Source organism: Segatella maculosa OT 289, from assembly GCF_000243015.1.
GTDB lineage: Bacteria > Bacteroidota > Bacteroidia > Bacteroidales > Bacteroidaceae > Prevotella > Prevotella maculosa.
The window spans coordinates 248,995-269,593 of the sequence record NZ_JH594500.1 but is presented as its reverse complement, the minus strand read 5'-3'; the positions used below and the strand labels follow the sequence as shown (position 1 = coordinate 269,593).

The 20,599-nt window shown below is 44.5% G+C and carries 18 protein-coding genes; 3 read left to right on the top strand and 15 right to left on the bottom strand.

The genetic code is table 11. The features are described 5' to 3' along the window. Positions 1 to 6: 6 nt before the first annotated feature. Positions 7 to 1,209 carry an Lnb N-terminal periplasmic domain-containing protein gene (locus tag HMPREF9944_RS00990; protein ID WP_008563817.1) on the bottom strand — a complete coding sequence of 401 codons (1,203 nt, stop codon included), beginning with the start codon at positions 1,207 to 1,209 and terminating at the stop codon, positions 7 to 9. 86 nt (positions 1,210 to 1,295) lie between these two features. On the opposite strand from HMPREF9944_RS00990, the gene HMPREF9944_RS00985 reads away from it, so the two are divergent. From HMPREF9944_RS00985 to HMPREF9944_RS00975, 3 genes are all read left to right on the top strand, one after another. Then, positions 1,296 to 2,600, top strand: a complete 1,305-nt coding sequence (locus tag HMPREF9944_RS00985; protein ID WP_008563816.1) for a hypothetical protein — start codon at positions 1,296 to 1,298, stop codon at positions 2,598 to 2,600. A 69-nt stretch (positions 2,601 to 2,669) separates the two neighbouring features. Then, positions 2,670 to 3,314, top strand: a complete 645-nt coding sequence (locus tag HMPREF9944_RS00980; RefSeq protein WP_008563814.1) for an LptA/OstA family protein — start codon at positions 2,670 to 2,672, stop codon at positions 3,312 to 3,314. 17 nt (positions 3,315 to 3,331) lie between these two features. Next, entirely contained in the window at positions 3,332 to 4,606 is a 1,275-nt protein-coding gene (locus HMPREF9944_RS00975; RefSeq protein WP_008563813.1) for a hemolysin family protein, read from the top strand. 210 nt (positions 4,607 to 4,816) lie between these two features. Here HMPREF9944_RS00975 and HMPREF9944_RS00970 read toward each other — a convergent pair whose 3' ends face one another. The 14 genes from HMPREF9944_RS00970 to rpsF form a co-directional block, all read right to left on the bottom strand. Next, positions 4,817 to 6,721 carry a RecQ family ATP-dependent DNA helicase gene (locus HMPREF9944_RS00970; RefSeq protein ID WP_008563812.1) on the bottom strand — a complete coding sequence of 635 codons (1,905 nt, stop codon included), beginning with the start codon at positions 6,719 to 6,721 and terminating at the stop codon, positions 4,817 to 4,819. 8 nt (positions 6,722 to 6,729) lie between these two features. Continuing rightward, a complete protein-coding gene (gene recJ / locus HMPREF9944_RS00965) occupies positions 6,730 to 8,484 on the bottom strand; it encodes a single-stranded-DNA-specific exonuclease RecJ (protein WP_008563811.1) in 1,755 nt (584 codons plus the stop codon). A gap of 172 nt (positions 8,485 to 8,656) precedes the next feature. Continuing rightward, positions 8,657 to 9,862, bottom strand: a complete 1,206-nt coding sequence (locus HMPREF9944_RS00960) for a C1 family peptidase (RefSeq protein ID WP_008563810.1) — start codon at positions 9,860 to 9,862, stop codon at positions 8,657 to 8,659. 58 nt (positions 9,863 to 9,920) lie between these two features. Then, the gene (locus HMPREF9944_RS00955; protein ID WP_008563809.1) at positions 9,921 to 11,324 is read right to left on the bottom strand and encodes an aminopeptidase P family protein; all 1,404 of its coding nucleotides are present in this window, start codon (positions 11,322 to 11,324) and stop codon (positions 9,921 to 9,923) included. A gap of 462 nt (positions 11,325 to 11,786) precedes the next feature. Next, complete coding sequence (locus HMPREF9944_RS00950) at positions 11,787 to 12,128, bottom strand: hypothetical protein (protein ID WP_044113117.1); 342 nt, start codon at positions 12,126 to 12,128, stop codon at positions 11,787 to 11,789. 75 nt (positions 12,129 to 12,203) lie between these two features. Beyond that, positions 12,204 to 12,497, bottom strand: coding sequence for a winged helix-turn-helix domain-containing protein (locus HMPREF9944_RS00945; protein ID WP_008563807.1), 294 nt, complete (start codon positions 12,495 to 12,497; stop codon positions 12,204 to 12,206). A gap of 165 nt (positions 12,498 to 12,662) precedes the next feature. Further along, positions 12,663 to 14,420 (bottom strand): aspartate--tRNA ligase, encoded by a 1,758-nt coding sequence (gene aspS, locus HMPREF9944_RS00940; protein WP_008563806.1) that lies wholly within the window; start codon positions 14,418 to 14,420, stop codon positions 12,663 to 12,665. A 72-nt stretch (positions 14,421 to 14,492) separates the two neighbouring features. Next, positions 14,493 to 15,062 carry a pyridoxal 5'-phosphate synthase glutaminase subunit PdxT gene (gene pdxT, locus HMPREF9944_RS00935; protein ID WP_008563805.1) on the bottom strand — a complete coding sequence of 190 codons (570 nt, stop codon included), beginning with the start codon at positions 15,060 to 15,062 and terminating at the stop codon, positions 14,493 to 14,495. After that, on the bottom strand, positions 15,059 to 15,940 hold the full coding sequence (gene pdxS / locus HMPREF9944_RS00930; RefSeq protein ID WP_008563804.1) for a pyridoxal 5'-phosphate synthase lyase subunit PdxS: 882 nt from the start codon (positions 15,938 to 15,940) through the stop codon (positions 15,059 to 15,061). The genes pdxT and pdxS overlap by 4 nt, the downstream gene beginning before the upstream one ends. A 307-nt stretch (positions 15,941 to 16,247) precedes the next feature. Then, positions 16,248 to 18,386: an alpha-amylase family glycosyl hydrolase gene (locus HMPREF9944_RS00925; RefSeq protein ID WP_008563803.1), complete on the bottom strand. Its 2,139-nt coding sequence runs from the start codon at positions 18,384 to 18,386 to the stop codon at positions 16,248 to 16,250. Beyond that, the gene (gene fabD / locus HMPREF9944_RS00920; protein WP_008563802.1) at positions 18,386 to 19,273 is read right to left on the bottom strand and encodes an ACP S-malonyltransferase; all 888 of its coding nucleotides are present in this window, start codon (positions 19,271 to 19,273) and stop codon (positions 18,386 to 18,388) included. Before fabD ends, HMPREF9944_RS00925 begins: the two co-directional genes overlap by 1 nt. 149 nt (positions 19,274 to 19,422) lie before the next feature. Next, entirely contained in the window at positions 19,423 to 19,929 is a 507-nt protein-coding gene (gene rplI / locus HMPREF9944_RS00915; RefSeq protein ID WP_008563798.1) for a 50S ribosomal protein L9, read from the bottom strand. A gap of 19 nt (positions 19,930 to 19,948) precedes the next feature. After that, the gene (gene rpsR / locus HMPREF9944_RS00910; protein ID WP_008563797.1) at positions 19,949 to 20,221 is read right to left on the bottom strand and encodes a 30S ribosomal protein S18; all 273 of its coding nucleotides are present in this window, start codon (positions 20,219 to 20,221) and stop codon (positions 19,949 to 19,951) included. A 2-nt stretch (positions 20,222 to 20,223) separates the two neighbouring features. Continuing rightward, positions 20,224 to 20,568: a 30S ribosomal protein S6 gene (rpsF, locus tag HMPREF9944_RS00905; protein ID WP_019967117.1), complete on the bottom strand. Its 345-nt coding sequence runs from the start codon at positions 20,566 to 20,568 to the stop codon at positions 20,224 to 20,226. Between the last annotated feature and the right edge of the window lie 31 nt (positions 20,569 to 20,599).

Below are 20,599 nucleotides of genomic sequence, written 5' to 3'. Positions count from 1 at the left end.
ATCTTATTAATAATTTGTACCGTTTTTCCATGAAAATTTCAAAGAAAACAAATTCGTTATCAGCAAAACGAATGCCAGAAGTTGAATTCCATCAGCATAGGTTTGTAAAAAACTTCCTACGCAACCCAATGCATAGCATGTAATCATTACATATTGGAAATTCCTGTTATTTTGGAACTTTGGGAAAAGTAATAATAGATTGAGAGGATTTAGAATGAATATTTGAAGATTGAAACTTACGGTAGGATGCTGGCTGAATATCATAGCTGTAAGAATAATCCCACAAAAACCGGTGACAGTCCATAACAAATAGTGAGGCAATAAATAATATAATTTACACTTTTTTTGTAGCAAAAAAGATGTTATGATAATGACAATAATACATATCATCACTATATTTGGTGATAAATTTGACAAGAAACCATTATCAATATCTTTTGTTTGTACCGGAGGGATGATATATAATGAATTACTGACTAATTTCTTTATTTTCCCATGAGCATAACTAACAGTTGCATGTTGAAAGTCTTTGCTTAATGAATCAGGAATAAATTGTCTTTCTTCATTTGAAATCAACTTGTCAGCTTGCAGTCCAAGAAGTAGATCATTTCCCCATCTTGCCCATGGATGCTGTGTATTCCATTGGTGAACTTCGTCTCTATAAGTTGTTATAAGCTGCTGATTATAATGATAATCAACAAATCCGTTTATATTATTTATTAAAATATCTCTTGCACGTGTGGTACAGTTATCGTAGAAATAATTATAACGATATATTCTATTCTCTGGTATATAGTTTTTATCTATAGCTATTGCAATGTTCTGTTTATCCTCTGAAGACAAGTTCAGTATTTGTTCTTTTACCCATCTTCCTTCACTTCTGTATTCTTCATAGAATAACTGATAAGGTATAATCCCCATTTCGTAATCAGTTAGCCCAAAGATAAATCGCAATATGAAATTTTTTTGTTTAAAAGAGAATATTCCATAGTTGATAATGAGGTCTTGATGGTTCCTCAAATCTTGAAATCTGATAGCAGTATGTCCATATAATGAGTAAACTTCATGCCCGGGACTACAAGTAAGTAAGCTGATTTTCATGGAATCGCCATAAATATCAGGCGAAGCTTGCGCTGCTTTAATCGAATGTGTTAAAGACAATAAAAAAACAAGCAGGGTACTTTTGAAAATATATTGAAAACGTTTCACGATGCAAAAATAATTTATATTTCTGACTTAACGTGCATTTGTTTCTGTTTTTTTTGATAAATTTGCATGCAATTATTTAGCAATTTATGAATAAAGTAATATTAAGTGCTGCTCTGTCGGCCGCAATATCAGCAACGGCACTGGCTCAAAGTGGAACTAATTCTCCATATAGTCAATATGATTTGGGATTGCTATCAGCCAATGGTTCCGGTTTCAACAGAGGCATGAATGGATTAGGATTGGGATTTCATAGCCACAATCAAGTTAATTATATGAACCCAGCGTCCTATTCTTCTTTAGATTCTTTGTCTTTCATTTTTGATGCAGGTCTTTCAGGACAGATAACGAACTTCCAAGAAAACAGTGTCAGAAAGAATGCAAAGAATGGTGTCTTCGACTATGTCGTGGCTGGGTTTAGAATAGCAAAGCATGTAGGTGTTAGTTTTGGAGTTCTACCTTATTCGACGATAGGCTATAATTATTCTTCAACAAAGAATTTAAATGATAGAGATGCTTTTCCGTCAACGGAAGTAGGAACCAGCACTTATGAGGGAAAAGGAGGTTTACATCAAGTATATCTTGGTGCAGGCTGGGAACCAATAAAAGGTTTGGCGATAGGTGCCAATATAGGTTATCTGTGGGGAAATTATAATCGTTCTATTGTAACATCGTTTAGTAATGGCACAAACAGCCTGTCAAGATATTATAAAGCAACTATTAATAATTATAAATTAGATATTGGCGCACAATATACCATTAAGGTATCTCAAAAGAACGAACTCTCATTGGGTGTTACTTATGGGTACGGTCATCGGTTAGGAGCAAATCCTCAGTGTGAGGTTATCAGCAGCGACAGACAGACCGGAGTCGCAGACACCACTTTATATGAGATATCCAACGGTTTAAGTATTCCGACATCGTATGGTGCAGGCTTGATGTTTAACCATAACAATAAGTTGAAAATAGGTTTTGACTATTCGTTGATGCAATATGCAAAGTTAGGTTATCCCAAATTAAACAGAAACAACAATATCTTACAGTATGGTTTGGTTGACGGAGTCTATAACGATCGTCAGAAGTTCACAGCAGGCGTAGAGTTCTGTCCAAATGATGCAGGACGTAAACTTGCTGAACGGATTCGCTATCGCATTGGAGCTTCTTATGCAACATCATATTATAAAGTCAACGGTATCGACGGACCTAAGGAGTACAGTGTAAGCGCTGGCTTCGGGATCCCTGTAGTCAATGAGTGGAACAATCGTTCCGTTCTTAATATCAGTGGTTCTTGGGTACATCAGGAAGTCAAAGGGCTAATAAAGGAAAATACTTTTCGCATCAATATAGGCTTTACTTTCAATGAACGTTGGTTCGCAAAGTGGAAGGTTGATTAATACAAATCTCCTTATACTCAAGTTCTCTCTGTGGTGAAACGAAAAAGATATTTCCTTTATATTGTTATTATGGTTGTGATGTTGTTCACAGCTTGTGATGAACAACATGAACATACCGCCCCAGCAATCCGAGAGCGCGACTCCGTTGCCGTGATGACAAGTTATGGAGTAAATACACTGATTTCCGATTCGGGGATTGCCAAGTATCGTATTGTGACCGAGGAATGGGAAGTCAATGCAAACGTGAAGCCATCAAGGTGGCTGTTCAAGAAAGGAATATTCTTAGAGCAATTTGATGAGCGGTTTCATGTTCAAGCATATATACAATGTGACACAGCTTATTATTATGACCAAACACGACTTTGGGAACTGCGCTCTCGCGTTCGTATACTGACAAAAGACGGTCTGCGCTTTTCCAGTGAACAATTGTTTTGGGATGAAGACAGACATGAACTTTATTCAAATGTCTTTTCTAAGTTAGTGACCCCTGAGCGTACACTTCAAGGAAGTTACTTTCGAAGTGATGAGAAGATGACAAAGTATTATGTATCCAACACAAAAGGTTCTTTTGTCAAGGGTGACTTTGATAATGAAAGTACGGAAAATACGAATACGACGGATTCTGCACACCGTGCACAAGACTCTATAGCGAAGTCCCTGCACCCGATTGCCACACCGCAACGTAAGATTACGTCAATACCCTTGATGCATTGAAATTTTTATTAAAGTAGATGAGCGAGAACATAGATATATCTTTAGTAATTGGCATCTTGATAACGATGGCCTTTTCTGCATTCTTCTCCGGAATGGAGATTGCTTTCGTTTCCAGTAACCGAATGCTCTTTGAGATGGATAAAGAGAAAAACGGCTTAGCCACCCGTCTTATCAATTTCTTCTACCGCCATCCCTATGATTTCGTGAGCACGATGTTGGTTGGTAACAACATTGTGCTTGTCATTTATGGCATCTTGATTGCCCGTTTCTTCGATCATTCGATTTTTTGGGGATTGGATCCTGCCTTCACTGTCCCTGCCGACACGATACTTTCGACGCTTATCGTACTGTTCACGGGAGAATTTCTGCCCAAAACGCTTTTCAAAAGCAATCCAAACGGACTGATAACCATATTTTCTCCGTTGGCATATCTCTTCTATATTGTTCTTTGGCCTATCAGTCGGTTTGCTACATTCATGTCAAAAGTGTTGTTGAAAGTAGTGGGAGTTAAAATCGTCAAGGAAGATAATGACGAAGAGTTCTCCAAGATTGACCTTGATTATCTTGTGCAATCGAGTATTGACAACGCGAGGTCGGCCGAAGAAATCGGCGATGAAGTCAAGATTTTTCAAAATGCTTTGGAATTCTCAGACACTAAGGTACGCGACTGTATGATCCCACGTACGGAAATCAATGCCGTAGAATATAACAGCACCGTCTCCGAACTGATGCAGAAGTTTGTTGAAAGCGGTAACAGTAAAATCATCGTTTACCACGGAGACATAGACCACATCAAAGGCTATATCCACTCTTCGGAGATGTTCAGAATATCAGGAAACGATTGGCATGACTCCATTCGCACGATGCCTTTTATCCCGGAGACCATGGCCGCTCAAAAGTTGATGAGGACTTTCTTGCAAAGCAAAAAGAGTTTAGGCGTGGTTGTGGACGAATTCGGGGGAACGAGCGGCATCGTTTCATTGGAAGATATCGTGGAAGAGATTTTCGGGGATATCGAAGACGAGCACGATAGCAATAAATATGTTGCAAAAAAGACTGGCGATAACGAATATCTGCTATCGGCACGCTTGGAGATAGACAAGGTGAACGATATGTTTGGGCTGGATTTACCTGAAGATGACGATTACAAGACTGTCGGCGGTTTTATCTTGAATAGCTATCAGAGTCTTCCGAAACTGAATGAAGTTATCAATATCGATCATTACAGCTTTAAGATTATCAAAAGTACAATGACAAAGATTGAGTTGGTCAAGTTGACCGTCCTGCAATAAAATGGTGTGTCACCCATTGTGTTTTCTCATATTTCCTTTCTGCATTTGTTATTCCAGCCATTTTGCCCTGCAATCTCAGCCATTTTACCGCCTAATATAGCTGAGATTACACGACGAAATGGCTGAGATTGAAGTAAATAAAAGAGGAAATAGGTGCCTTGTTCCTGCACGATGAGCAAAACATATTGATTTTTTGACCGTTCGGGAAAATCAATTCTCCTTTCCTATCCAGACGTAACTTCCCTCCATGCGTATAATCTCCTCGTTGAGAAGATACTCAAGTGCCTCGTCCAACTGTCGTTCGGGCAGATTGAATGCATTGAGTTCGGTGATGAGATGCCGTTTGCCATCATTAAGAAGCTTGAGAATGGCGGCCCGACAGGACTCACCAAGGGACTTTTCGGCCAGCTGTGTATTTTTTTCGAGGCAAACATCGCAATGTAGACAATCCTCGGTTTTCTTTTCTCCAAAGTAATAGAGAAGTTGTCTGCTACGGCATATCTTATCATTCTCTGCATAAGTAATGACCGTCTGGATACGTTTTTCAAATTCCTTTTTTCTATCTTCATAAACTTCATGTGTGATATCAAGCTTATCACCATCAATTCGGTCACGTAGAAAACTCACATAAGGCATTTTGCGCTGTGGAATGAAATGCAGAATATGGCGGGCACTGAGATTCTTTAATATCATGTAAACCTGCTGATGAGTCAGTCCTGCTTTATGAGCAATAAGTTGTTCGTCGATATAAGTGTAGTCGTTGAACAGTCCGCCATAGAGACGAAGCAACGCATCGATTGCAGCCTCTTCCTTGGGACTTAGGTTATCGAGAAGATAGAGCTGACTGCGCGAAAGCAGAAACATCAGGCGTGCACTATTATTTGGCTCATTTTCATAGACGATGTATCCCAGTCGTTCGATGATGTGCAATGAAGCATCGGCCCATGTCATGGAGAGATGATAGACACGACAGAATTTAATGATATCAAAAGTAAATGTATGTCCAGTCCCACTGCCTACACCTATCTGATAATAATAGGCCAAGGAATCATACACTTTCCTCACATAGTCTTTCTCGGGAAAGTTATCTGCAATGCGTTTGTTGAGTTTTCGTGCATCTGACGGATTATAAAGCAGAACCGCATAAGCTTTCTGCCCGTCTCTTCCACCTCGTCCGGCCTCTTGAAAGTAAGCTTCAAGAGAATCGGGGCAGTCCATATGGATCACGATACGCACGTCAGACTTGTCTATTCCCATGCCGAACGCATTCGTTGCCACCATGACGCGCGTGTCACCGACTTGCCATTCCTTTTGACGGATATCTTTTGTGAAGTGTTCAAGCCCTGCATGATAAAATGTAGCCTTGATGTGGTTATGGTTAAGTAATTGAGTTATCTCTTTGGTTCGCTTGCGACTTCGGGTATAGACAATGGCACTTCCTTTCACAACATTGAGGATATGTAGCAATTCCCTATCTTTATCCGAAGCCTGCCTAACGACATAGCAGAGGTTCTTCCGCTCGAAACTCATGCGAAAGACATTCTTCTCCTTGAAATTTAAACGTTCTTGAATATCATCTACCACGGGTAATGTAGCCGTGGCTGTCAGGGCAAGCACCGGCACCGTAGGCTTAAGACGTCTGAGTTCAGAAATATGCAAATAGGATGGCCGGAAATCATATCCCCACTGACTGATACAGTGTGCCTCGTCAACAGTAATGAAACTCACCGTCATGTGGTGCAGCTTGGCAAGAAACAGTTCGGAAGAAAGTCGTTCAGGCGATATATACAATAGTTTCAAACCGCCAAACACCGCATTTTCAAGCGTTTTAATGATTTCCTGACGTGTCATGCCCGAATAAATGGCCCCCGCTCTTATGCCACGTTCGGCCAAATGGTCCACTTGGTCTTTCATTAGGGAGATAAGTGGCGTGACAACAATACAGACTCCAGTCATGGTCAGGGCCGGAACCTGAAAGGTAATCGATTTACCTCCACCAGTGGGCATCAGACCAAGCGTATCCTGTCCATCGATGATACTTCGGATAATATCTTCCTGAATACCTCGAAAGTCGGGATACCCCCAATATTGCCGTAATATCTGACGATATTCCATGCCTTACTTCATTCTTTGGTCATCGGAAAGCCCTTGTCATGTCGGTCTTCTTCCGGTCGGATATCTTCTATCTGCAATTGAAGTCGGTGATGTTTGAACACATTGGCCTCGATGGTATAGGCTATATCGAATGCACGTTTGCTCTTAATATAGCGTGCAGAAGCACTCTGACCAAAAGCAATTCCATTGACGACATCATTGGATTTAGAGTCAACCAATTCAAGTTTGATGTGTTCTTGCTCGCGCCCCACAACCTTACTCGTGCCATAGTCATAAACAGCCTGCGTGAAAAAAAGCGGTTTACTGCACCCCGGCCCGAAGGGAGCGAAGCGTTTCAAGTCGTTATAAAGCTTCTTGGTGATATCCTTAAAATCGAGTTGTGCGTCAAGATGCAGCGTAGCCTCGGTCTGTTCTGGTGCAATATGGTCTTCAACATACTGTTGGAACCTTTTAATGAACAATGGAATATCAGCCCAACGAAGTGTTAAACCGGCTGCATAAGTGTGACCTCCGAAGTTCATTAGCAGGTCACGACAACTCTTAATGGCTGCATAGACATCGAAACCAGTGACACTGCGAGCCGAACCTGTTCCAAATTCGCCATCACGTGTCAGCACAACCGTTGGACGAAAGTAAAGTTCCGTAAGACGTGAGGCCACAATACCAATGACACCTTTCTTCCAGTTCTCGTCATAAAGAACAATACTGGAATAATGCTTCTGGCTTTCTATCTTAGCAACGATTTGATTTGCCTCTTCTGTCATTTGCTTATCGATGTCCTTGCGTTGCTCGTTATATTCATCTATATGCTTGGCCTTTTGAAGTGCGCAGTTATAATCCTTCTCTATTAACAGGTCTACACTTTCCTTGCCACTCTCCATTCGGCCGGAAGCATTGATGCGTGGCCCAATCTTGAAGACAATATCGCTCATCGACAGTTCACGTCCATTCAAACCGCAGATATCAATAATTGCTTTCAGCCCGATATTGGGGTTCTGATTAAGTTGTTTAAGCCCATGAAAAGCAAGAATCCTATTTTCTTCGGTCACAGGAACAATATCGGCAGCTATGGCAACCGCACAGAAATCAAGCAACGGTATCAGACGTGAAAAAGGTATCCCATTGTTTTTGGCCCAACCTTGCATAAATTTGAACCCCACACCACAACCACAAAGATGTTTAAAAGGAAAATGATCATCTGGCTGTTTCGGGTTCAGTATAGCCACAGCCGGCGGTATTTCTTCATCAGGGACATGATGGTCGCAGATTATAAAATCTATACCAAGTGTCTTGGCATATTCTATTTCCCTGATTGCCTTAATGCCACAATCAAGGATAATAATGAGTTTCACCCCCGTTCGCTTCGCATATTCGATTCCTTTATCGCTCACTCCGTATCCCTCATCATAGCGATCAGGGATATAATAATCGATGTTTGAATAGAATTGTTGAAGGAACTTATACACCAAGGCAACAGCCGTACAACCGTCTACATCATAGTCTCCATAAACCAATATCCGCTCCTTACGTCCCATGGCATCATTCAATCGATCCACAGCAACGTCCATATCTTTCATCAGAAACGGATTGATGAGATCGGCTAATTGCGGACGAAAGAAACGTTTGGCAGCCGATTCTGTCGTAATTCCTCTTCGAATAAGAAGTTGTGCAAGTATGGGACTCATTGCCAACTTGTCGCCAAGTTCATTGGCTGCTTGCTTTTCTTCTGGTGTAGGTGGTTCGTAATTCCATTTAAAATGCATTTATGTCTTTTTTATTTTATTCTATGTTCATGCATACGAAGATGTGTATGCCTGCGGATTTTCCATGCATGACAACGATAATCCGTGTTCAAAGATACAAAATAAAAACAAGAACAAGGGCACAATCAGAATGTTTTTTCTCATTGTGCCCACATTTTAAGAGAATTAAAACTTAGATACCCAGCTTCTTACGAATGTCTTTTGGAACGGCATTTTTGTTGACAATGAAGTCCATTGTATTATTGGCAATGAAGTTCTTGGTCATATACCAAATGCCTTTATAGTCGCCGGTCTCTCCCCAAGAGTTCTTGACCATATAATACTCCTTACCATATTGGTCTTTTGCAATGCCATAAATCAGCATTCCATGGTCATCGGTGAGTTCCCAATTGTCAAAACGCTCCTGACGAAGCTTTTGTGTAGCTGTAATCTCTGGTACCTTGCAGCCCAAAGAGTCAAGAACATTCTTCTTCTCGGCTTTGGTGAGTTTCAGCCAACGTGCCATATCACTTCCGCTAAGGCTCTGTGTTTTCTTTGAATCAATGGAATAGGCCAAGCCCATGCGCGTAAATCCGTCTTCAGAGACATCGCCACCCCATGCAATCGTATAGCCATTCATGACTGCATTATCGATAATGCGCATCATATCGTCAAGCGGAACGTTCCAAGAGTGCGGATTACGCCAGTTATCTTGCACTTCAACGGCAAAAGAAGTCCAAAACGGATGATGTGTATAACTTGTGAAACTGACATAATCATCAGCATCAATACCAAGGCTTTGCGCAAAGGTTTGTGGCGTATAGCTCTTTCCTTGATAGTTGAATTTCTCAGGACACGTTCCAAGATAAGCATCAAGTATGCCTTGCAGGGCAACTTTCCATTGTGTGGATAGCTTATCGGTTTTCGATTTGGCTATAGCTTGCACATAAGGTGTCATTACATCAAAGAACTCATTGAAGTTATTGAGCGAGTCACCATAGAGTGTTCCCGGTAACGGCATCGCATCTTCAGGGCAGATGCCATAGTGCTTGAGGCAGTAAATCGGGTCGTATGCACTACCACCTTGCGCAAACTGGCAATCACCATGCAGGCGAACCACCTGAATTGCGCGGTCGAGATAGGTCTTGTTTGCGACAAAAGCCTCACATAAGTCATAGGTCTTACCTGTCTTTTTCAGTATCTCAGACTCTAAGAAACTCAGCGTCGAGTAATCCCAGCAAGTGCCACTGCGATTTTGATTCTTTATACTTGTAATCTTGTTTTCCTTAATTGTGGTGAACACCGGTTTGTTCACGTTGCTTTTGTTCTCTTTCTTCTCTTCTGCATTTACACCCAATGCTACCAAAGCAAGGAGTGTCATCATTAAAAATTTTCTCATTTACGTTGATTATATTATTCATTACTGTTTTTACATTTATCGCATTCCAGTCTCATTCTTACTGATTGGCGGCCATGAATGCCTCGATATCTTTAGGATGATAAGGGATTCTGTCTTTTCCAATGAAGCGACAACCGTCTTTTGTTATCAAAAGATCGTCTTCAATACGAATGCCTCCAAAGTCCTTATAGGCTTCAAGCTTATCGAAATTCAGGAAATCCTTACAATGCCCCTTAGCTTTCCACGCATCAATCAGAGCCGGAATAAAATAGATACCCGGTTCATCTGTCACAACAAAACCAGCTTCCAAACGGCGTCCCATGCGCAAACAATTTGTCCCAAACTGCTCCAAATTAGGTCTTGTTTCTTCATCAAAGCCTACATTTATCTGGTCAAGATTTTCCATATCATGCACATCCATACCCATCATATGCCCCAATCCGTGAGGCAGAAAAATAGCATGAGCACCGGCCTTGACAGCTTCTTCCGTATCACCTTTGGCCAACCCCAGTTCTTTCAGACGGTCAAACATCAGGCGACAAACGGCAAAATGCACGTCAGCATACTTCATTCCGGGCTTTGCAATCTTCAATGCGTAGTCATGGCAGGCCTCAACAATACTATAAATCTCCAGTTGTTGCTGCGTGAACTTGCCATTTACTGGCATTGTACGCGTGTTATCACTGCAATAGTTGTTGATGGTTTCCGCACCGGCATCACAAAGAACCAAACGCCCCTCTTCCAATATATTCATGGAAGGTGCACCATGAAGTATCTCACCATGCTGCGTATAGATGGTTGGAAAGCTGACCATTGAACCGTAAGAATGGGCAATACCGTCGACTTGCCCGCTGACGAACTTCTCCGTTACGCCCGGTTTTGTCAGTCGCATGGCAGTAGTGTGCATCTTATAACCTATGACTGCCGCACGCTCCAACTCCTCGATTTCCTGCTCTTCTTTTGTCGAACGCATTTTAACGACAGCTTTGATGAGGTCCATTCCAGCTGCATCTTTCTGCTGACCGGGGTGAATACCCAGCAAATCAAATATCAGGATTTTGATATCATGCCGATAAGGAGGCAGAAAATGGATTTTGCGATGCTTTCCCAAAGCCTCGTTACAAATCGTCTTTAAGGCTTTCATGGGCATTGTTTCATGGGCACCGCAACGCTGCCTCATCTCATCCATGCTTTCCACCGAGCCATACCAAACGATATCTTCAATGTCGATATCATTGCCAATCAGTATATCTCTGTCATTATCAATGTCGATTACGCCCACAAGACCGTCGCGTTGAAGTCCAAAGTAATAAAGAAAGGACGAATCTTGGCGGAAAGGATAGTACCCATTATTTGGAAAATTAGCCGGAGACTCATTATTTCCGAAAAGAAGTATAATGCCTTCTTTAACAAGTTTCTTGAGTTCGTTGCGTCGTCTGATGTAAGTTGCTGTATCAAACATAGCTGTTCATTATTTTATGATTTGTCTACAAAGTTACATACTTTTGACAAATAAACGTTAGCTTTGCAAGATAAATAAGCAAATTGATGAAAATTTATCAGTAAAACATAAAATTTAACAGCAAAATGAGACTTATGTTTGCAGGCGGGGAAGTGTCATATGGCCTATAGAGTAAGCCATCTCTCAATCGCAAATCATAAGTTTATCAATCGTAAACTATAAGTTTACGCCCCAAAAGTGATAAGGTTTTGAAAGGCATGTCAGCAGGTGCTGATTATCAACGTTTTGTAATCAATCCGCAATATAGGTCATATTGACGTGTAATATCAGCCATATCATGCGGTAATATCAGCCATTCCGCACGGTGAAATAAGCCATATTGCAAGGCGACATAAGTAGGGTTCACATTGATGAAACCGGCACATGGTAATTTAACTTAGGAAAGAACCAAATCAAAAACATTCACACATCACCAAATAACTCAAGTGATTGGTCGGTGACTACCTTGGCAGTAGGCTCTGTCTCATCGTCTTCCTGAAACTGTAACATCAACTGCTGTGAGTCTTTACTGTCAAGATTGATACGATAGACCCCACGTGTTCCGGCTCTTTCTATGATAGACTCTAGACTCTTTGAATTACTTTTCAAATAAAACGATACATAGTTATAGACATCTTCAAAGCTGACTGTTGCAAAGAACGTGTTACACGCATTGTGTACATGGCGTGCAACTTTCTTGACAGACAATCCCTCGTTGCCAGCCTCCATCAATATCCTCAGTATTTCCTTATTATAAGTCAACATTGCCAATGATAAAAGAAGGGAACTGAACGTGTTGTCAGCTCCCCTCTCTTTAGCAAATATTCTTCAATCCGAATATTATGCCAGTGCAATCAATTTGTTCTCACCTTTAACTTTGCCCTCTTTGAAGAGCCAGCCAATGCCAAGATAAGCTTCTTCTGCGCTGATTCTTGCAGCCTTTGCAATCTCTGCGACAGACAATGCTTTCTCTGCTGCTGCCAATGCCTGATAAACATCGCCGGCACGGAAGCCCACACTCTCTGCATTGATAAACAACCCGGCATCTTTCGTTGCAGCCTTCTTGGGCGCAGTGGCTTTCTTCGTTACAGCTTTCTTTGCCGTTGCAGCCGTTGTTACTTTCTTTTCTGCCATAAACTAACAAACTAAATTAATTTTATCAAGGTTATGGTCAACGTGTTTGACCCTTAATTTGACGATACAAAATTACTTATATTTTTTTAATTCGTGCAGAATGGCAGAAGAAAAGTTACAAATTAGCACATTGTTGTATTATTTTCTTGATTTACATCAATTGTTTCAAGCCTTGAGGTCGAGCTTTATCTGAAGTTCTTCGAGCTGCTTCACGTCCAATTCTCCGGGGGCATCGAGCATGACATCGCGCCCACTGTTGTTCTTGGGGAACGCAATGCAGTCGCGGATAGAGTCCAATCCGGCCAAAATGCTCACAAAGCGGTCAAGCCCGAACGCAAGACCTGCATGGGGCGGTGCACCATATTTAAAGGCATTCATCAGGAAGCCGAACTGGGCTTCGGCGCGCTCTTTCGTAAAGCCAAGCACTTCGAACATGCGCTCTTGCAACTGCGTGTCGTGAATACGCAGTGAGCCTCCGCCTACCTCGATACCGTTGCAAACAAAGTCGTAGGCCTTGGCACGCACCTGCTCTGGATGCGCATCTAGCAGCGGTACATCGTCGGGATTAGGCATCGTGAACGGATGGTGAGTAGCCATGAGTCGCTGTTCCTCTTCGCTCCATTCGAACAATGGGAAATCTACAATCCAAAGGCATTTGAAGACATTTTTATCGCGCAGACCAAGACGGTCGCCCATCTCCAAGCGAAGCGAACAAAGTTGAATGCGGGTCTTATTGGCATTGTCTCCGCTAAGAATCAGCACCAAATCGCCGTCATTCGCACCCATGACCGCCTTGATTTCCTTCAGTTCGGCCTCGCTATAGAACTTATCAATGGAACTTTTGACTGTTCCGTCAGCATTATACTTGATATAAACCAACCCTTTGGCCCCTACCTGCGGCCGCTTAACGAAGTCGGTCAGCTCGTCGAGTTGCTTACGACTGTAGCCAGCACAGCCCGGCACACAGATACCGCCGATATAGGCTGCATCGTCGAACACAGAGAAGCTTCCCTTGCCCGCGAAAGCAGCCTTCAATTCCACGAACTCCATGCCAAAACGCAAGTCGGGCTTGTCACTTCCGAAACGTTTCATGGCCTCGTGCCAAGTCATTTGCTCTAACTTTGGAAGTTCAACCCCTCGGATTTCTTTGAACAACCGGCGACATAGTTCCTCAAACAGATTGATGACATCGTCTTGATCGACAAAACTCATCTCGCAGTCAATCTGCGTGAACTCAGGTTGTCGGTCTGCGCGCAGGTCTTCGTCACGGAAACACTTCGCAATCTGGAAGTAACGGTCGAAGCCGGCTACCATCAGCAACTGCTTCAAGGTCTGCGGACTCTGCGGCAAAGCGTAGAACTGTCCGGGGTTCATGCGACTCGGCACAACGAAGTCGCGTGCTCCTTCGGGCGTACTGCCAATCAGAAGCGGCGTTTCTACCTCAATAAAGTCCTGACTGTCGAGAAAGTTGCGGATAATAATGGTCATGCGGTGACGCAATTCCATATTCTTGCGGACGGCGGTGCGGCGCAAATCAAGATAGCGATACTTCATCCGAATGTCGTCGCCGCCGTCGGTATTGTCTTCGATGGTGAAAGGAGGCGTCAAAGCGGGCGACAGCACGTTCAGTTCCTTAGCAAGAAGCTCGATGTCGCCTGTTGCTATCTTCGGGTTCTTGCTCTCGCGCTCGCTCACCATGCCCTTGACCTGAATGCAATATTCGCGCCCGAGCCTGTTGGCCTCGTCGCAGAGCGTTTTGTCGTCGGCCTCGTTGAAGACAAGCTGCGTGATGCCGTAGCGGTCGCGCAGGTCGACAAACGTCATGCCTCCCATCTTTCGCGTTCGCTGCACCCAACCGGCCAAGACAACTTCCTTGCCGGTATCCGAGAGACGAAGCTCCCCACATGTGTTCGTTCTATACATCGTATGTATGTGTTAAATGTTCTGTTTTCTGACGTGCAAAGTTACAAAATAATATTGAATATGCAAACAAAATCAGAGGGCACGCTTCACCAGCTGCATGAAATAAGAATGCACCGTTGTATCGCTGGTCAGTTCGGGGTGGAAAGCCGTCACGAGCTGCGAACCTTCACGCGCAGCGACAATCTTTCCGCCAACTTCGGCCAGCACCTCTACCCCATCGCCCACTTTATATATATAAGGTGCGCGGATAAAAGGCATCGGGATAGGCTTCCCGGCAAAGCGGTCCTTGACAAAAAAGCTGCCCGACTGCCTGCCATAGGCGTTACGCCTAACCACGATGTCCATCGTAGAAATGCGCATATGCGCCTCGCCCTCTACCTGTTTGGCCAACAAAATCAAACCGGCGCAGGTACCGAAGACGGGCAGTCCGCCCGCAATGGCTTCGCGCACTGGCTCAAGCAAGTTCAAATCGCGGAGCAGTTTCAACTGCACCGTACTCTCTCCACCAGGAATAATCAGCCCGTCCTTAGGTCGACACCAATCCGATGCTTGGCGCACTTCAAAGCTGTCTACACCCATGCGCTGGAGCATCTGCCGATGTTCGGCAAACGCTCCCTGCAAAGCCAATACCGCGATGTTCATTTTCCCCTTTCGGCCATGAGGAGTTGTATCTCACTCTCGTTGATACCCACCATCGCTTCGCCGAGGTCTTCGCTAAGTTCGGCAAGTCGCTTGGCATCTTGATAGTTCGTCACGGCCTGCACAATGGCCGCAGCCCGCTTAGCCGGATTTCCACTCTTGAAGATGCCGCTGCCTACGAAGACGCCCTCAGCGCCCAACTGCATCATCAGGGCAGCGTCGGCTGGCGTGGCCACACCGCCCGCAGCAAAGTTCACTACCGGAAGCCGGCCGTTATCGTGTACATATTTTACTAAGTCGTAAGGCGCCTGCAGTTGCTTGGCAGCCTCGAAGAGTTCATCTTCACTCATACCGACCAAGCGACGGATTTCGCTCTGCATCATGCGCATGTGGGTGACGGCCTGTACCACATCGCCCGTCCCCGGCTCACCTTTCGTGCGAATCATCGTCGCACCCTCGGCAATCCTACGCAGCGCCTCGCCCAAATTCTTGGCCCCGCAGACAAAAGGAACGCTGAACTGGGTCTTGTCGATATGGTAAACGTCGTCGGCCGGCGAAAGCACCTCACTCTCGTCGATATAATCGATGTCGATGGCCTGCAGTATCTGTGCCTCGGCAAAGTGCCCGATGCGGCATTTGGCCATGACGGGAATGGTCACGGCCTCCTGTATGCCCTTGATCATTCGTGGGTCGCTCATTCTTGACACACCGCCTGCCGCGCGAATGTCGGCAGGGATTCTCTCCAAAGCCATCACGGCGCAAGCACCAGCCGCCTCGGCAATCTTTGCCTGTTCGGGCGTTGTCACGTCCATGATGACACCGCCCTTCAGCATCTGTGCAAGGTTACGGTTCAACTCTTGTCGATTCTCTGTTTTTTCCATAATTCCTCTTTTTATTTTTGATTTTTATTTCAACGCCCTTTTCCCGCTTCCGGAATTAGCCCCCGGTGCTCCACGTTCAAAAAGCATTATGATTAATTTTTTACAATATAGAAGCAACTTCAAATTCCCTGCGCATTCTTTTCAAATTCCCCTATAAGACAATTTAAATTCTCTTATAAGGGAATTTTGGCTCTCTGCAAAGGGTTGATTATCAATGAGTTATAGAAGCGATTTTTTAGTGCGAAAAGAATGCGAAAAAACTTTACTTTTCAATCAAAATAACCCACTTCGAAACGCAGGCGGTGCACTATTGCACCACCTTGAAACGTATTCGGAATGTATGCTTCATCTCGTCCCAGTTCGTCCCCAACAATTCGAAACGCCCGATTTGCGCCGTCGACCGCACATGCCTGCCCAAGCACGGACAGATGTCGAAGTCGCCAATGCGAACGAGCCGCAACATCTCCGAGGCCTCGTCGGGTAGTCGGTCGAGATCGATTCCTTCGGGAACATGCGCTCTGTCAACAAGCTCGTAGCTGACGGGTAGGTCTTGCTCTATGAGTTCGTTCATGCGCCGCTCGATTTCCTTTTCTTCTTGACGCGTCGGCTTACGCTCAAGCGTGTAGCTCATTTTGCTCTTCTTCCGCTCGATGTGCGCATTGCGGCTCCGCTCGCAGCCAAACATCTGCATCATCAGCCGGTTGAGCAGGTGCTCTGCCGTGTGGGCCGGCGGGAACTCGTCCTTATGATGCTCATTGAACACGTAATCTTTCATCTTCAGATTGAACTTAAAAATACCACAGCCGTAGGCCGGAACCACTACGCGCACGGAGGCGTCTCTCCTCAAAGCAAACGTCGTCAGTTTGCCTGACAAGAGCTCGCGAGCCACAAAGTTCGCCTCGGGGATTTTCCAAAAATCAAAAGCGTGCGCAGGGATAATGATGTCCGAAGTCTTGTCGTGCTCCGCGAAGTTCGCCACGACCAGCACGATTACGTCGTCTTTCTTCCGCAAGAAAGCATACTCCCTGTCGGGATTGAAATCCTGTCGAGAGGGGTTGGCATAAGTCAGGTCGAAGAACTCGCCGTCGTAGATTGCAGCCTCGCGATGGGCTATCCGCAAGAGTCGCCGATACGCCTCGACCAGTGTCTTTTCTTCGTCAGATAACAACTGCTTGTCTGTAAAAGCGCGCCGCAGCGTTGAGACCGACCAATAGTCGAAGATTGACGTCCGACCGTCACGACCGCTGAAACCTTCGCAGTCCATTCCCTTTTCGCCGAACTCCTGCCCGCTGTAGAGCATAAAAGGATTGGTGCGCAGCAGAATTGCAATGGCTGCCGCAGGAATAGCCTTGCGCCCAGCGCCAGCAAAGAAATCGCTCGCAATGCGCTGCTCGTCGTGGTTCTCGAGAAAGTAGAGCATGTGCTCGTGAATGTCGTCAGTGGCCTGCCACTCGCGGGTAATCTCGTGCGCGCCGCGCATGCCACTAATGACGCCACGCATACAGTCATACATGCCCACCTTGTCGTAGAGATAGTCAAAGCCGTTGGCGATATAGGTGCGATAGAGCGAGGTGTTATAAACTTCGCCGATAAAAAGTATGTGTGGAAAACGCTTTCTTACCTTATTGGTGGCGTAGTTCCAAAACTCTACGGGCACCATCTCTGCCATGTCGCATCTGAAAGCATCGATACCCTTCGCGGCCCAGAACAGAAGTATGTCCGTCATCTTGCGCCATGTGCTCGGTATCGGATCGAAGTGAGAACTTCTGCCATCGGTATTGCAGTAATCAATGCCGTAATTCAACTTCACGGTTTCATACCAGTCGTTTATTCCGGGGTGCGCATCGAAATGGTCATTGCCCGTGGCCTTGGCCGGCGTTTCTTCGTAACTTGTACCCGATGCAATTGCACTGAGGTCAAGCGGTTCGCCCCAGCAATAATAAAAGTCATTGCGTGGCGAGAAATGCAAGGCCGTGTCGTCGTCCTCCCCCAAATCGCGCACTCCCGTTGGTTTGCAGACTGACCCGTATTCGCGTGCAACATGATTGGGCACAAAATCCAAGACAACCTTCATCCCTGCCACATGGGTCCTTTCTATCAATTGCTCCCATTCCGCCATGCGTTCCGAAACCTTGTCGGCCAAATCCGGATCTACGTCATAATAATCCGTGATGGCATAGGGAGAGCCCGCCTTTCCCTTCACGATTTCAGGATGCTGCTTTGGAATCCCATAAGCAGAATAATCCGTCTGCGTGGCATGACGTATGACTCCGGTATACCATACATGCGTGATACCCATATCGTGGAGTTCTTTCAGCGTTTTGTCATCAAAGGCGGAGAACTTGCCACAACCATTTTCGGCAATCGTGCCGGACTCGATGAGAGTCTCATTACGATTGCCGAAAAGTCTGGGTAACACTTGATATATTACTATCTTGTCTTTCATTATGCGATGCCGTGAGCACTAACACTCTTGTCTATTCTACCAATCATTCCCTGCAATGCCGTTCCCGGACCGCATTCGGTGAAATCGTTGGCACCGGCAGCAATCATGGCCTGAACACTTGCCGTCCAACGGACAGAACTTGTAAGTTGCGCTATCAGATTGCTCTTGATTTCAGTAGCGTCTGTATGTGCTTTGGCATCGACATTCTGATAGACAGGACATTTCGGCATCTTGAAAGTCGTTTTTTCTATGGCTGCCTGCAATTCATCCTTGGCCGGCTGCATCAGCGGGGAGTGGAAAGCCCCACCGACCTTCAACGGAAGTGCACGCTTCGCACCAGCTTCTTTCATTTTCTCACAAGCCTTGTTAACGGCATCGATATTGCCCGAAATAACCAACTGCCCCGGACAATTGTAATTTGCTGCCACAACGATATTATTATTGGTGGATACCGATGCACATACTTCTTCAACTTTTTCATCCGACAAACCGATAATGGCTGCCATCGTTCCGGGATTTGCCTCGCAAGCTTTCTGCATTGCATTCGCACGGGCTGCCACAAGCTTGAGACCATCTTCAAAACTCAACGCTCCGGAAGCTACGAGCGCGGAAAACTCTCCCAATGAATGACCTGCGACCATATCCGGATTGAAAGCTTCGCCAAGGCACAGTGCTTGAATGACACTATGAAGGAACACGGCCGGTTGCGTCACTTTGGTCTCTTTCAACTGTTCATCGGTTCCGGCAAACATAATATCAGTAATCTTAAAGCCGAGAATTTCATCAGCCTTATCAAAAAGCTCCTTTGCAAGAGCATTACTTTCATATAGGTCTTTGCCCATACCGACAAACTGGGCTCCTTGCCCCGGGAATACAAATGCTTTCATTGTTTTTTCTAATTAAAATTCATTTGCCTGCAAAAATACAAAAAAAAATGCAGAACGACGCATATAAAATAAAAAATCCCGAGAACCAACAAGTAGTCATCGGGATTTATATAGATTTGCTTTACACTGCAATCATTAATGTACTATGATCATTCCGCAGGAGTAACTTCTTCTTCAACTTTGGGAGCCTCAACTGCAGGAGCTTCGACTGGCGCATTCTCTGCAATGACAGTCACAGGGACCTTAACTTCTACTTCCTTGTGGAAGTGAACAGTTGCCTCGAACTCACCAACTTTCTTGATATCGTGCATGGTAATAATCTTGCGATCTACCTCTATACCTTTCTTTGCAAGTTCCTCTGCAACAATAGCTGCATTTACAGAACCATAAAGAGCACCAGTAGCACTAACTTTTGCCGTAATCGTGAGTGTAATGCCATCCAATGCAGCGCCTTTCTTTTCTGCTTCAGCCTTAAGCATTGCCAGCTTATGAGTCTGCTGCTTCAAGTTTTCTGCAAGCACTTTCTTCGCAGAAGGAGAAGCAATAACACCCTTACCTTTCGGTATCAGATAGTTACGACCGTAACCATTCTTTACATTCACAATATCATTCTTGTATCCAAGTCCGATAATATCTTCTTTCAGTATGATTTCCATATTGCTAATTCCTCCTTAATTACTTCATCAAATCGGTTACGTATGGAAGCAGTGCAATCTGGCGGGCACGCTTTATAGCCTGTGCCACGCGGCGCTGATACTTCAAAGAGGTACCTGTGATGCGGCGAGGCAAAATCTTGCCTTGTTCATTCAAAAACTTCTTCAAGAATTCAGGATCTTTGTAGTCTATATACTTAATCCCACTTTTCTTGAAACGACAATACTTCTTCCTGCGAGTATCAATTGAAGGAGCTGTCAAATAACGGATTTCTGATTTTTTCTGCTCTGCCATAATTAAGCCTCCTCTTTTTTACCAAGTTTGTTTCTACGCTTTTCAGCATACTCTACAGCATACTTGTCAAGACGTACTGTCATGTAACGAATAACTTTCTCATCACGGCGATAGCCTGTTTCGAGTGTGTTAACGATGGATGGCTCACCCTTGAACTCAACCAAACAGTAGAAGCCTGTCGATTTCTTTTCGATAGCGTAAGCCATCTTTTTCAGTCCCCAAGCCTCTTCATTCAGAATCTCTGCACCGTTATCGGTAAGAAGTTTTCTGAATTTAGCGACCGTTTCCTTCATCTGATCATCAGACAAAACGGGAGTCAAAATGAAAACGGTTTCGTATTGATTCATACTAAATAAAATTGAAAAATAATTATTATTA

Excerpts from the sequence above, each read along its gene's own strand:
- HMPREF9944_RS00985 (WP_008563816.1), top strand. The coding sequence starts at position 1,296 with ATGAATAAAGTAATATTAAGTGCTGCTCTGTCGGCCGCAATATCAGCA.
- HMPREF9944_RS00980 (WP_008563814.1), top strand. The coding sequence starts at position 2,670 with ATGGTTGTGATGTTGTTCACAGCTTGTGATGAACAACATGAACATACC.
- HMPREF9944_RS00975 (WP_008563813.1), top strand. The coding sequence starts at position 3,332 with ATGAGCGAGAACATAGATATATCTTTAGTAATTGGCATCTTGATAACG.
- HMPREF9944_RS00970 (WP_008563812.1), bottom strand. The coding sequence starts at position 6,721 with ATGGAATATCGTCAGATATTACGGCAATATTGGGGGTATCCCGACTTT.
- recJ (WP_008563811.1), bottom strand. The coding sequence starts at position 8,484 with ATGCATTTTAAATGGAATTACGAACCACCTACACCAGAAGAAAAGCAA.
- HMPREF9944_RS00960 (WP_008563810.1), bottom strand. The coding sequence starts at position 9,862 with ATGAGAAAATTTTTAATGATGACACTCCTTGCTTTGGTAGCATTGGGT.
- HMPREF9944_RS00955 (WP_008563809.1), bottom strand. The coding sequence starts at position 11,324 with ATGTTTGATACAGCAACTTACATCAGACGACGCAACGAACTCAAGAAA.
- HMPREF9944_RS00950 (WP_044113117.1), bottom strand. The coding sequence starts at position 12,128 with ATGTTGACTTATAATAAGGAAATACTGAGGATATTGATGGAGGCTGGC.
- HMPREF9944_RS00945 (WP_008563807.1), bottom strand. The coding sequence starts at position 12,497 with ATGGCAGAAAAGAAAGTAACAACGGCTGCAACGGCAAAGAAAGCTGTA.
- aspS (WP_008563806.1), bottom strand. The coding sequence starts at position 14,420 with ATGTATAGAACGAACACATGTGGGGAGCTTCGTCTCTCGGATACCGGC.
- pdxT (WP_008563805.1), bottom strand. The coding sequence starts at position 15,062 with ATGAACATCGCGGTATTGGCTTTGCAGGGAGCGTTTGCCGAACATCGG.
- pdxS (WP_008563804.1), bottom strand. The coding sequence starts at position 15,940 with ATGGAAAAAACAGAGAATCGACAAGAGTTGAACCGTAACCTTGCACAG.
- HMPREF9944_RS00925 (WP_008563803.1), bottom strand. The coding sequence starts at position 18,386 with ATGAAAGACAAGATAGTAATATATCAAGTGTTACCCAGACTTTTCGGC.
- fabD (WP_008563802.1), bottom strand. The coding sequence starts at position 19,273 with ATGAAAGCATTTGTATTCCCGGGGCAAGGAGCCCAGTTTGTCGGTATG.
- rplI (WP_008563798.1), bottom strand. The coding sequence starts at position 19,929 with ATGGAAATCATACTGAAAGAAGATATTATCGGACTTGGATACAAGAAT.
- rpsR (WP_008563797.1), bottom strand. The coding sequence starts at position 20,221 with ATGGCAGAGCAGAAAAAATCAGAAATCCGTTATTTGACAGCTCCTTCA.
- rpsF (WP_019967117.1), bottom strand. The coding sequence starts at position 20,568 with ATGAATCAATACGAAACCGTTTTCATTTTGACTCCCGTTTTGTCTGAT.